The sequence below is a fragment of the Streptomyces sp. NPDC002896 genome, assembly GCF_040295225.1.
Classification (GTDB): domain Bacteria; phylum Actinomycetota; class Actinomycetes; order Streptomycetales; family Streptomycetaceae; genus Streptomyces.
The window spans coordinates 280,403-292,183 of sequence record NZ_JBEOVA010000007.1 but is presented as its reverse complement, the minus strand read 5'-3'; the positions used below and the strand labels follow the sequence as shown (position 1 = coordinate 292,183).

General features: G+C 70.5%; 12 protein-coding genes. 10 read left to right on the top strand and 2 right to left on the bottom strand.

All coding sequences use genetic code 11. The annotated features are described in order from the left end of the window. From ABT009_RS15180 to ABT009_RS15140, 9 genes are all read left to right on the top strand, one after another. Window positions 1-687 carry a 4Fe-4S binding protein gene (locus ABT009_RS15180; RefSeq protein ID WP_351293574.1) on the top strand — a complete coding sequence of 229 codons (687 nt, stop codon included), beginning with the start codon at window positions 1-3 and terminating at the stop codon, window positions 685-687. Continuing rightward, window positions 684-1,355 carry an NADH-quinone oxidoreductase subunit J family protein gene (locus ABT009_RS15175; RefSeq protein ID WP_351293571.1) on the top strand — a complete coding sequence of 224 codons (672 nt, stop codon included), beginning with the start codon at window positions 684-686 and terminating at the stop codon, window positions 1,353-1,355. The genes ABT009_RS15180 and ABT009_RS15175 overlap by 4 nt, the downstream gene beginning before the upstream one ends. Next, window positions 1,355-1,747, top strand: coding sequence for an NADH-quinone oxidoreductase subunit NuoK (gene nuoK / locus ABT009_RS15170; protein WP_351293569.1), 393 nt, complete (start codon window positions 1,355-1,357; stop codon window positions 1,745-1,747). Before ABT009_RS15175 ends, nuoK begins: the two co-directional genes overlap by 1 nt. Continuing rightward, window positions 1,744-3,726 carry an NADH-quinone oxidoreductase subunit 5 family protein gene (locus ABT009_RS15165; RefSeq protein WP_351293566.1) on the top strand — a complete coding sequence of 661 codons (1,983 nt, stop codon included), beginning with the start codon at window positions 1,744-1,746 and terminating at the stop codon, window positions 3,724-3,726. The genes nuoK and ABT009_RS15165 overlap by 4 nt, the downstream gene beginning before the upstream one ends. A gap of 6 nt (window positions 3,727-3,732) precedes the next feature. Further along, window positions 3,733-5,307, top strand: a complete 1,575-nt coding sequence (locus ABT009_RS15160) for a complex I subunit 4 family protein (protein WP_351293564.1) — start codon at window positions 3,733-3,735, stop codon at window positions 5,305-5,307. Continuing rightward, on the top strand, window positions 5,304-6,812 hold the full coding sequence (locus ABT009_RS15155; RefSeq protein WP_351293561.1) for an NADH-quinone oxidoreductase subunit N: 1,509 nt from the start codon (window positions 5,304-5,306) through the stop codon (window positions 6,810-6,812). Before ABT009_RS15160 ends, ABT009_RS15155 begins: the two co-directional genes overlap by 4 nt. Window positions 6,813-7,016: 204 nt before the next feature. Then, complete coding sequence (htpX, locus tag ABT009_RS15150) at window positions 7,017-7,880, top strand: zinc metalloprotease HtpX (RefSeq protein WP_351293558.1); 864 nt, start codon at window positions 7,017-7,019, stop codon at window positions 7,878-7,880. Continuing rightward, window positions 7,877-8,275: a YccF domain-containing protein gene (locus ABT009_RS15145; protein ID WP_351293555.1), complete on the top strand. Its 399-nt coding sequence runs from the start codon at window positions 7,877-7,879 to the stop codon at window positions 8,273-8,275. Before htpX ends, ABT009_RS15145 begins: the two co-directional genes overlap by 4 nt. Window positions 8,276-8,289: 14 nt before the next feature. Further along, window positions 8,290-9,429 (top strand): barstar family protein, encoded by a 1,140-nt coding sequence (locus ABT009_RS15140; RefSeq protein WP_351293552.1) that lies wholly within the window; start codon window positions 8,290-8,292, stop codon window positions 9,427-9,429. A gap of 28 nt (window positions 9,430-9,457) precedes the next feature. Here ABT009_RS15140 and ABT009_RS15135 read toward each other — a convergent pair whose 3' ends face one another. After that, on the bottom strand, window positions 9,458-10,681 hold the full coding sequence (locus ABT009_RS15135) for an APC family permease (RefSeq protein WP_351293549.1): 1,224 nt from the start codon (window positions 10,679-10,681) through the stop codon (window positions 9,458-9,460). Between the two features lie 138 nt (window positions 10,682-10,819). Here ABT009_RS15135 and ABT009_RS15130 point away from each other — a divergent pair, with 138 nt between their 5' ends. Next, window positions 10,820-11,086 (top strand): GlsB/YeaQ/YmgE family stress response membrane protein, encoded by a 267-nt coding sequence (locus ABT009_RS15130; protein WP_067282302.1) that lies wholly within the window; start codon window positions 10,820-10,822, stop codon window positions 11,084-11,086. Window positions 11,087-11,195: 109 nt separating this feature from the next. Here ABT009_RS15130 and ABT009_RS15125 read toward each other — a convergent pair whose 3' ends face one another. Then, entirely contained in the window at window positions 11,196-11,684 is a 489-nt protein-coding gene (locus ABT009_RS15125) for a YajQ family cyclic di-GMP-binding protein (protein WP_351293545.1), read from the bottom strand. Window positions 11,685-11,781: the final 97 nt, after the last annotated feature.

Genomic DNA, 11,781 nt, shown 5'->3' with positions numbered 1-11,781 from the left:
GTGGCCGAGTCCCTCCCGCCCACGCGGTCCCGCATTCCGGGTTCCGGCCTCGCCAAGGGCCTGGCCGTCACCCTCCGCACGATGACGAGGAAGTCCGTCACCGCGCAGTACCCGGACGTCCAGCCCGAACTCCCGCCGCGCACCCGCGGCGTCATCGGCCTGTTCGAGGAGAACTGCACCGTCTGCATGCTGTGCGCACGCGAGTGCCCGGACTGGTGCATCTACATCGACTCCCACAAGGAGACGGTCCCGGCTGCCACGCCCGGGGGGCGTGAACGCAGCCGCAACGTCCTCGACCGCTTCGCCATCGACTTCTCGCTCTGCATGTACTGCGGTATCTGCATCGAGGTGTGTCCTTTCGACGCGCTCTTCTGGTCCCCGGAGTTCGAGTACGCCGAGACCGACATCCGCGACCTCACCCACGAGCGCGACAAGCTCCGCGAGTGGATGTGGACGGTCCCGGCCCCGCCCGCCCTCGACCCCGGGGCGGAGGAGCCCAAGGAACTGGCCGGGGCCCGCAAGGCCGCGGAGAAACTGGCCGCTGCGCAGCAGGAGCCCGGCGCGCAGGAGGAGTCCGGCACTCCCCGCGCTCCCGAGGCTTCCGCCGCCGGCCCGGCTTCCGGTGGGCCCGCAACCCCTGACACTCCCGACACTCCCGGCACCGCCAGGCAGGAGGGACCCGCGTGACCCTCGCAGCGAGCAGCCACGGCTTCCTCTCCCCGACCGGCGTCGAGATCGCCTTCCTGCTGGTCGGCATCGCCACGCTCGGCGCGGCGGTCATAACCGTCACCACCAAGCAGCTGGTGCACGCCGCCCTGTGGCTGGTGGTGGCGCTCGGCGGTCTGGCCGTCGAGTACCTCCTGCTGACAGCCGAGTTCATCGCCTGGGTGCAGGTCCTCATCTATGTCGGTTCCGTCGTGGTCCTCCTCCTGTTCGGGCTGATGCTCACCAGGGCGCCCATCGGCCGCTCCCCGGACGCCGACTCCGGCAACCGGTGGGCGGCGCTGACCGTGGCCGTCGCCGCGGCAGCCGCCCTGGTCTGGGTCGTCGTCGACGCCTTCCGTACGACCTGGATCGACCTGGACGGCGCGGCAGCCGCGGCCGCCGGGTCCGGCGGGTCGACCGCCGTGACCGGCGCCAGCCTCTTCCAGAACTGGGTGCTGCCCTTCGAGGCGCTCTCGGTCCTGCTCCTCGCCGCCCTCGTCGGCGCCATCGTCCTCTCCCGCAAGGCGGCGGCCGAAGGCGAACGACCGCAGGGCTCACCGGACAAGGCGCCGTCCAACGACCAAGCGCCGTCCAAGGACAAGGCGCCGTCCAAGGACAAGGCGGCGTCCGGCAAGGAAGGGGTCCGCTGATGCACCTCGCCTATCCCGCCGTGCTCTCCGTCCTCCTTTTCTGCACCGGCCTGTACGGCGTCCTGGCCCGCCGCAACGCGATCCTGGTCCTGATGTCCGTCGAGCTCATGCTCAACGCCGTCAACCTCAACCTCGTCGCCTTCGACGTCTGGCTCAGCCAGGCCGTCCGCGACACCCTGCACTCCGGCCAGGCGCTCACCCTCTTCACCATCACCATCGCCGCCGCCGAGATCGGCATCGGCCTCGCGATCGTGCTGGCCGTCTACCGTGCCCGCGGCACTTCGGACATCGACAAGCTCCGCGACACCGCCGAGACGCGCCCCGGCCCCGGGGACGCCGGCACCGAACCGGCCGCCCCCGCCATGGCAGAGAACACAGAGGCCGCCGCGTGACCACCACCCTTGCCGTACTCGTCCCCCTCCTTCCCTTCCTGGGTGCCGCGGCCGGCCTCCTGCTCGGCCGCACCGCCCCGGGCTTCGTACGCCCCCTGGCTGTCCTGCCCACCCTGCTGTCGACGGTCCTCGCGGTGCTGGTCGCCGTTCGCCAGGGCGGCGGCCAGGCGATCAACGCGGCCACCGAGCTCACCTCCACCGGCTCGATCCCCATCGAACTCGCCCTGCACCTGGACGGCTTCGCGGTCCTCGTCGCCGTACTGGTCGGCGTGATCGCGTCCTGCGTGCAGATCTACTCCACGGGCTATCTGCGCGACGACCCGCGCTACCCCTCGTACGCGGCGCTCATCTCCCTCTTCACCTCCGCGATGCTGCTCGTCGTCTACTCCGGCGACCTGATCGTGCTGCTGGTCGGCTGGGAGATCATGGGCATCTGCTCGTACTTCCTCGTCGGCCACTACTGGGAGACGCCTGAGGCGCGGGCCGCATCCCTGAAGGCCTTCCTGGTCACCAAGCTCGGCGACGTCCCCTTCCTTTTCGGCCTGTTCGCCCTCGCCGCCGACGCCGGGTCGTTCCGCATCACGACCGTCCTCGGCGCCGTCGCGAGCGGCGGGCTCGACCACCCGACGCTGATCGCCCTGCTGCTCCTGGCGGGCGTCGCGGGCAAGTCCGCGCAGTTCCCGCTCCACACCTGGCTGCCCGACGCGATGGCCGGCCCAACGCCGGTCTCCGCGCTGATCCACGCCGCGACGATGGTCGCCGCCGGTGTCTACTTCATCGCCCGGCTCCTCCCCGTCTTCGCCGCCTCGGCGGCCGCCCTGGTAGTCCTCGCCGTCATGGCCGCCGTCACGATGACCGGCTCGGCGCTGGCCGCGCTCGCCCAGGACGACATCAAGCGCGTCCTCGCCTACTCGACCATCGGACAGCTCGGCTACATGACCGGCGCCCTGGCCGTCGGCGACCGCGGTGCCGCCGTCTTCCACCTCATCTCGCACGGCGCCTTCAAGGCGCTGCTGTTCCTCGCCGCAGGCGTGATCATCCACGCCGCCGGCACCAACTCGCTGGCCGCCATGTCCCGCATGCGGGACCTGCGCAGCCGCGTCCCCGACGCCTACTGGACGATGACCGTGGCGCTCCTCGCGCTCGCCGCGATCCCGCCCTTCGCCGGCTTCTTCTCCAAGGAGGCCGTGCTGGGTGCCGCCGAGCACGCAGCCGCCGGAGAGGCCGGGGCCATCCCGGACTCGGCGGGCTGGATCGTGCTCGTCTCGGGACTGGTCACGGCCCTGCTCACCGCCGCCTACGCCACCCGGCTGTGGCTCTTCGCCTTCCGGGGCCACGGCGCCGAGGCCCCGGACCACGGCAAGCAGCCCGTCGTCATGAACGCCGTCCTGTGGGTGCTCGCCGTGCCGTCCCTCGCCTTCGGGCTCACCGTTGGACTGCTGCCCGACTGGTTCGACGGGCACGCCCTCACCCCGACCCTCACCACCTCCGTTCTCGGCACGGGCCTGGCCCTGGTCGGCGGACTGGTCACCTACGGCGCCTGGCGGCACACCACCGCGCTGGCCGCCCGCGTCCCCCTCGGCGCGGTCGCGGCCCACCCCGAGGCGGACGCCGGCGTGGTCGAGGCGGAAGCCATCGCGAGCCATGCCCCCGCGTACGGAGACGTGGCCTACGCCCCCGACCCCGGCCGTCTGCTGCTCGGCCCGCTGCACCGCCACGCGGCCGTCGGCTTCCACCTCGACGCCGTCTATACGGCCCTGTTCGTACGCCCTGTGCGCGCCGCCGCAGAGCTGGTCCGCTTCCTCGACCGCGAGGTCGTCGAGACCTACGTACGCGGTGCGGGCACCGCCCCCCGCTGGCTCGGCACGGCCGTGCGCCGCGCCCAGACCGGCAATGTGCAGACCTACCTCAGCGTCCTGCTCGCCGGCTCGGCCGTCCTGGCGGCCGTCGCCGTCCTCGTCGCCACCAGGGGAGCGTGAGCAGCCGTGATCGATATCAGCGAATCCGTGATGCAGTTCCTTCTTGCGTTCGTCGTCGTCGGCCCGCTCATCGGCGCCGCCGCCGCTCTCCTCCCGGCCCCGCCCGGGTTGAAGGGGAAGTCGCCCGAGCAGGCCGTGCTCCGCCACGGCGTGACCGTGACCGGCGCGGTTCTCGCCGCCGCGATCGTCCTCGCGCTCGGCTTCGACCACGACCAGCCGTCGAAGATGCAGGCCACGACCGACATCAGCTGGATCCCCGCACTCGACGTGCGGATCCACCTCGGCATCGACGGCATCTCGCTCCCCCTCCTCGTCATGACAGTGCTGCTGACCTTTCTCTGCGCGCTGTACAGCTACTTCAAGATGCCCGCGGGCCCGTCCCCCAAGGCATTCGTCGCCCTGCTCCTCGTCCTCGAGTCCGGCACCCTCGCCACCTTCGCCGTCCTCGACCTGCTGCTGTTCTTCCTCGCCTTCGAGATGGTGCTCATCCCGATGTACTTCCTCATCGCCCGCTGGGGCGGTGAGGGACGGGGCCCGGCCGCCTGGAAGTTCATCCTCTTCACGCTGCTCGGCTCCGTCGTGATGCTGCTGGGCCTCCTCCTCGTCGGGCTCAATTCCGGCACGTTCGACATGCTGGCACTCGCCACTGACAACGGTCGGTCGCTCACCGCATCCGTGCAGGTCATCGCCGTTCTGGCGATCGGCATCGGGCTCGCGGTCAAGACCCCGATGTGGCCGCTGCACAGCTGGCTGCCGGACGCACACACCGCCGCGCCCACGGTCGGCTCGGTCCTGCTCGCCGGCGTCCTGCTGAAGATGGGCACGTACGGGTTCGTGCGCATCCTGCTGCCGATCACGCCCGACGGCATGCACACCTTCGCGCCCTACCTCGCCGCCTTCGCGGTCGTCGGCATCATCTACGGATCCCTCGCCTGCCTCGCCCTCGCCAAGCAGGGCGCGAAGGGCGACCTCAAGCGCCTCATCGCGTACTCCTCCGTGGGCCACATGGGCTTCGTGCTGCTCGGCATCGCCACGATGACCCCGACCGGCGTCAACGGCGCGCTGTTCGCCAACATCGCCCACGGCCTCATCACCGGCCTGCTGTTCTTCCTCGTCGGCGCCCTCAAGGACCGCACCGGCACGACGGACCTCGACAGCCTTGCGCAGGAGACCGGGGCAGCGCTTTACGGCCGCGCACCCCGCTTCGGCGGCCTGCTCGCCTTCGGCGCCGTCGCCTCGCTCGGCCTGCCGGGCCTCGCCGGGTTCTGGGGCGAGATGCTCGCCCTGTTCGGCGCGTTCCAGCCCGCCGACGGCCTCAGCCGCCCCGCGTTCCTGACCTTCATGGTGTTCGCCGGCATCGGCACGCTGCTCACCGCCGCGTACATGCTGGTCGTCGTACGCCGCGTCTGCATGGGATCCACTGAGCAGGAGTCGCGAGCGGTCATCGACGTCCAGGGCTACGAGTTCGCCGCCTGGACGCCCCTCGTCGCCCTCACCGTCCTCGCCGGACTCTGGCCCGCGGTCCTCCTCGGCCTGACCGACCCGGCCGTGCAGCAGCTCCTCGCAGGAGGCACCCGATGAGCTCCCTGGTCCAGTCCGTCGACTGGCTCGCGATCGCGCCGCCCACCATCGCCGCGGTCGTCGGACTCCTCGTGCTGGTCGCCGACCTGTTCGTACGCGACGACAGGAAGGCCCTCCTCGGCTGGGTGTCCATCGCGGGACTGGCCGCGGCCACGCTGTCGCTGCTGCCCCTGCTCGACGGCCACCGCTCCACCTTCTGCCTGCGGGGCGACGCGTCCGTGTGCAGCTACACCGCCGACCGGTTCACGCTCGTCATCCAGTTCCTCGTCCTCGGCGGAGCCCTGCTCGCGGCCCTGCTGTCGGCAAGCACACTGAAGGACGCGAAGGACTCGGGAAGGGAACTCCCCGAAGGGGAGTTCTGGTTCCTGCTGCTCTCCTCCGCGGCGGGCGCCGCCCTGCTACCCGCATCCCGCGACCTCGCGACCCTCGTCGTCGCCCTCGAGGTCGCCTCGCTGCCCGCCTTCGCCCTGGTCGGCCTCAAGAGGGGCGACAAGCGGTCCGCCGAAGCGGCGCTGAAGTTCTTCCTGTCGTCCGTCGCAGCGACCGCCGTGACGCTCATGGGCGTCAGCTTCCTCTATGCCTCGACAGGCAGCCTGTATCTGACCGAGATCGCTTCTGCACTCCAGAACGTCGACGGGCAGCTCCACACGCTCGCCCAGACCGGTGTCGTCCTCACCCTCGTCGGCTTCGCCTTCAAGACGGCCGCCGTGCCCTTCCACTTCTGGGTGCCCGACACCTACATCGGCGCGCCCCTGCCGGTCGCCGCGTATCTGTCCGTCGTCGGCAAGGCGGTCGGCTTCTCCGGTTTGATCCTCGTCACCGTCGTCGCCTTCCCCTCGTACGCGGACGTGTGGGGCCCCGCGCTCGCCGTCCTCGCCGCGCTCACCATGACGGTGGGCAATGCCGGCGCGCTGCGGCAGCAGGCCACGCGCGCGTACAGCGCTGTCCGGCTGCTCGCCTGGTCGTCCGTCGGCCAGGCCGGCTACCTGCTGGTGCCGATCGCTGCCGCCGGCTACTCCAAGGACGCGGAGAAGGCCATCGGCTCGACCGTCGCGTACGCCCTGATGTACGCCGCCGTGAACCTCGGCGCCTTCGCCGTGGCCGCTCTCGTCGCCCGCACCAAGCCGCTCAACCGCATCAGCGACTACCGCGGCCTCTACGCCGCCAGGCCGGTGTCGGCCCTGGTGCTCGCCTTCTTCCTGCTCTGCCTCGCCGGACTGCCGCCGGGCATCATCGGGCTCTTCGCCAAGGTCACGGTCTTCTCGGCTGCGGTCGACGCAGGCCTGGGCTGGCTCGCGGTGGTCATGGCCGTCAATGTCGTGATCGCGCTCTACTACTACCTGCAGTGGACCGCGCTGCTCTTCCGTGCCCCCGAGGGAGAGCCCGAGAGGCTCCGCGTCCCGGCGCCGCTGACGGCCGCGATCGCACTGACGGCCGTCCTCGGCATCGCCCTCTCCGGGGCACCTCAGCTCGTCCTGCGCTTCGCGGACACCGGGCTCTTCTGATCATCTGCGTACCCGCGTAGGACTTCACCGGCACGCGTGCGTGGTCCGTCACCCGGACGGCCCGCGCACGCCGCCGCACTCACAAGGGAACTAGTACTTCCCGCCTGGCGTTGACCCGTACGGGAGCGTCCACTGGAGAGTGGAAGCACCCCGAGCGTCAACAAAGCAGAGGGTTCCCCTGCCGCACCACCAGGAGGGCGTACCGTGCACCGCCGGCACAACGGGCTGAAGACCGCCGTACTCCTCGGGGGACTGTCCGCACTCATCCTCGTCATCGGCAGCCTCTTCGGGCGTACGGGCCTGATCGTCGCGCTCTTCGTGGCCATCGGCACGAACGCGTACGCGTACTGGAACAGCGACAAGCTCGCGCTGCGCGCCATGCGTGCGCGCCCGGTGAGCGAGTTCGAGGCACCGGCGCTGTACCGCATGGTCCGAGAACTCTCCACACAGGCGCGCCAGCCGATGCCCCGGCTGTACATCTCGCCGACCGAGGCGCCGAACGCGTTCGCCACCGGACGCAACCCGCGCAACGCCGCCGTCTGCGTCACCGAGGGCATCCTCCGGATCCTCGACGAGCGTGAGCTCCGGGCCGTTATCGGCCACGAGCTCAGCCATGTCTACAACCGCGACATCCTGATCTCCTCGGTCGCGGGCGCCCTCGCCTCCGTGATCATGTTCCTGGTCAACTTCGCCTGGCTGATCCCGATCGGCCGCTCGGACAACGACGAGGGCCCGGGCATCCTCGGCATGCTGCTGATCATGCTCTTGGGGCCGCTCGCCGCGAGCATCATCCAGCTGGCGATCAGCCGCTCCAGGGAGTTCGAGGCGGACGCCTCCGGTGCCCAGCTCACCGGCGACCCGCTCGCCCTCGCCAGTGCGCTGCGCAAACTCGACGCCGGGACCAAGCAGTTGCCGCTGCCGCCCGAGCCCCGCCTCGAGACGGCGAGCCACATGATGATCGCCAACCCGTTCGGTCCCGGCAAGGGAATGTCGAAGCTGTTCTCCACGCACCCACCGATGGCGGAGCGCATCGCCCGGCTCGAACAGATGGCAGGTCGACGCCGGTGAAGACCATCCTGAACGTCATCTGGCTTGTGCTGAGCGGCTTCTGGCTGTTCCTCGGGTACGTGCTCGCGGGCCTGATCCTCTGCATCACGATCATCGGCATCCCGTTCGGCATCGCGGCCTTCCGCATAGGCATCTACGCCCTGTGGCCCTTCGGCTATACGACAGTCGAGCGCAGGGATGTGGGCGCTCCCTCCTGCGTCGGCAACGTCCTCTGGCTGGTCCTCGCGGGCTGGTGGCTCGCGCTCGGCCACATCACCACCGGCATCGCCCTCTGCCTCACGATCATCGGCATCCCCTTGGGCATAGCCAACTTCAAGCTGATACCGGTCTCGTTGTGGCCGCTGGGCCGCGAAATCGTACGCACCGACCAGCCGTTCGCACGGACAAGCTGGTAGCGGGCGGCGCGGGGGTGCAGTCGCCGAAGTACGCCCTGGCCGCGTACGACGCCGAAAAGCCCGAACACGACCAGATCTGGGCCCTGTGCGCGGAAGCGGAGGACCTCTTCGCCGATCCACCGCCCCCTGAGCGCGTGCACTTCGAACTGCTGAGCTGCGCGCCGGAAGGACAGCTGGGCGCCGCCCTCGCCCAGGCACGGTCCGAGGGCTCCGCACCGCTCGGTCTCCTGGTCCTCGAGATCATCGACGAGGCGGGCAACCGCGTCGACGAGTTGTGCCTGGAGGACGTACGCATCCTCGGCGACCGCATCTGCGCCCGAGACCTTTCGCTGCGCGACATCACCGTGGAGGCGCGCGAGGACGACAGCCGGCGCGACTACCCGGCACGACCCCCGCTGTCCCCGGGCTACCGGCTGCTCGGCGGCCGGGACGAACTGTACGGCCGCTGCCGGGACCTGGCCCACGTCAGCGAGCCGTATCCCGAGCAGCAAGAGCCCCCGCTGCGGCTGCTCGGCTGCTCACCGCGAGGCGTCCTACGCGCCGCCCTCGATGCGGGCGACGAGGAACTCGGCCACGCCCAAGTCCTGCGTCTCGACGCCTCAGGGCGCACGCTCCAGTACGCCGTCGAGGGCGAGATCACCGCGTGGATCCCGTCGGCGCACGGACGCGGACTGGTGGACCTCACCCTCGAACCCTGGTCGCAGCGGCCCCCGCGCGCAGCACGCACGGTCTGGGATCTGTGGTGGGACGGCGTCCCCGCCGAGCCGAACCTGTGGGCGCACTGCGACACCGCGAGCCGCGACTTCTGGCTCGGCACCGCCCTGACGAGCCACGACAGCCGCAGGCCGGACGCAGCACCCGGCGCCACCTACCACCTCGACGGCCGCCACATCACCGACAGGCCCGGCTTCTACTGCGCGCTCGGCGAGGCGGTGAACGGCCCCGGCGGGTACTTCGGCCGGAACCTCGACGCCCTCGTCGACTGCCTGCGCAGCGGCTTCGGCACCCGGCGGCCCTTCACCCTCGTGTGGCACGACGCCCACGTCGCCCGCACCTGCCTCGGGGTGACCCCGCAGGCCCACGGCCGCCCGCCGACGTTCGAAGAACTGCTTTGCCGTCTGGCCGAGATGGGCGTCGAGGTGGTCCTGGCCTAGGCCGACGACGGTACGCGGGCCGGCACGCTCACTGCACCGGCCGGCGCCGCACCGCGTACGCGACCGTTCCCACCGCCAGTACCCCGATACCCGCGGCCACCGATGTGAACGGCAGGGAGAAGGCCAGCAGGAGGCAGCCCACCAGGCCGACTACGGGGAGTGCTCGCCGGGAACTCAACGTGTAGGCCGAGACGTTGGCAATGGCGTAGTAGACGAGCACTCCGAAGGAGGAGAAGCCGATGGCCCCCCGCACGTCGACCGTCGCGGCAAGCAGCGCGACCACCCCGCCCACGGCCAGCTCCGCCCGGTGCGGCACCTGGAACCGCGGATGCACGGCGGCCAGAGCGCCCGGCAGATGCCGGTCCCGCGCCATAGCGAGCGTCGTCCGCGACACGCCCAGGATCAGCGCGAGCAGCGACCCGAGCGCCGCCACCGCCGCGCCCACCCGCACCACGGGCGCCATATCCGGCACTCCCGCGGCCCGTACCGCGTCGACCAGCGGAGCGGACGCATCAGCCAGGCCGCCGGACCCCAGCACCGAGAGAGCTGCCACAGCCACGGCGGCGTATATGCAGAGCGCGATACCGAGAGCCAGCGGGATCGCGCGCGGAATCGTGCGCGCCGGATCGCGCACCTCCTCGCCCAGCGTCGCGATACGCGCGTACCCGGCGAAGGCGAAGAACAGCAGCCCGGCCGCCTGAAGCACCCCGGCAGCCGTGGCGTCGGCACCGACGTCCAGCCGCCCGAAGCCCGCCTCCCCGGCTCCCAGACAGACCACGGCGACCGCCGCCAGGACCGCCACCACCACGGCGACGATCGCCCGCGTCAGCCACGCGGACTTCTGCATACCGCCGTAGTTCACGGCGGTCAGCGCCACTACGGCGGCGACGGCGACCGCGTGCGCCTGCCCCGGCCAGACGTACGCTCCGACGGTCAGCGCCATCGCCGCGCACGAGGCGGACTTGCCGACGACGAACGACCAGCCCGCCAGATACCCCCAGAACTCGCCCAGCCGCTCCCGGCCGTACACATACGTCCCACCGGAGGCCGGATACAGCGCGGCCAGCCGCGCCGACGACATGGCGTTGCAGTACGCGACCACGGCGGCGAGCCCGAGCCCCAGCATCAGCCCCGATCCGGCCGCGCCCGCCGCCGGCGCGAGAGCCGCGAAGATTCCGGCCCCGACCATCGACCCCAGCCCGATGACCACGGCGTCGAAGACGCCCAGCGTCCTCCGCAGCTCCTGCGTCATGCGCCGCGCCCCCGTGTCATATGTCGCGCTCGTGTGTCATGTGCCGCACCCTACTGATCACCGCAACCGGGCGCTGCCCCCAGACGTCATCCCAGACAACAGCGCACGAACGCCGCGCAGGAAAGGCAGGTTCAGGGCATGAGCATCATCAGCTGGATCGTTCTGGGGTTGCTGGCCGGTGCCATCGCCAAACTTCTGTTGCCAGGGCGCGATCCGGGTGGCTTCATCGGCACGACCCTCATCGGCATCGCAGGCGCCTTCGTCGGTGGCTGGATCTCCGCCCGCTACCTCCACCGCCCGATCGTCAACGACTTCTACGACGGAGCGACCTGGGCCTCCGCGATCGGCGGCTCCCTCGTCCTGCTGATCGCCTACCGCCTCCTGTTCGGGCACTCCCGCCGCTGACCCGGGACCGCAGCCGGCAGCAGCGGAGGGCGGCACCCAACTCCGGGTGCCGCCCTCCGCTGTGGGATCAACCGCAATCATCGCGATCAACCAGGAGTGATCGAACGAACTACCGATAGTTCACAAACTGCAGCGCGAAATCGAAGTCCTTGCCCTTCAGCAGCGCGATCACGGCCTGCAGGTCGTCGCGGCTCTTCGAGCTGACGCGCAGCTCGTCGCCCTGCACCTGTGCCTTCACGCCCTTCGGGCCCTCATCGCGAATGATCTTCGCCACCTTCTTCGCGTTGTCCTGGGAGATGCCCTCCTCGATGGACGCGAAGATCTTGTACTCCTTGCCGGACAGCTGCGGCTCGCCCGCATCCAGCGCCTTCAGCGAGATCCCGCGCTTGATCAGCTTGGACTGGAAGACGTCGAGGACAGCCTTCACCCGGTCCTCGGAGTTCGCCTCCATCAGGATCTTGTCGCCGGACCAGGCGATCGACGCGCCGACGTTCTTGAAGTCGTAGCGCTGCGAGATCTCCTTGGCGGCCTGGTTGAGGGCGTTGTCGACCTCCTGCCGCTCGACCTTCGAGACGATGTCGAAACTGGAGTCGGCCATGTCCTGTGGCTCCTTGTATCGGGGTGCGTAGGGGCGGCCGCCGGTCCCATTGGCCGCATCAGCAAAGCCTAGCCACCAGCCCGCGGGCAGGTGCTGA

What these genes read in the sequence shown, in the direction of transcription:
- ABT009_RS15130 (WP_067282302.1), top strand. Translation starts at nt 10,820, where the DNA reads ATGAGCATCATCAGCTGGATCGTTCTGGGGTTGCTGGCCGGTGCCATC.
- ABT009_RS15135 (WP_351293549.1), bottom strand. Translation starts at nt 10,681, where the DNA reads ATGACGCAGGAGCTGCGGAGGACGCTGGGCGTCTTCGACGCCGTGGTC.
- nuoK (WP_351293569.1), top strand. Translation starts at nt 1,355, where the DNA reads ATGCACCTCGCCTATCCCGCCGTGCTCTCCGTCCTCCTTTTCTGCACC.
- ABT009_RS15125 (WP_351293545.1), bottom strand. Translation starts at nt 11,684, where the DNA reads ATGGCCGACTCCAGTTTCGACATCGTCTCGAAGGTCGAGCGGCAGGAG.
- ABT009_RS15155 (WP_351293561.1), top strand. Translation starts at nt 5,304, where the DNA reads ATGAGCTCCCTGGTCCAGTCCGTCGACTGGCTCGCGATCGCGCCGCCC.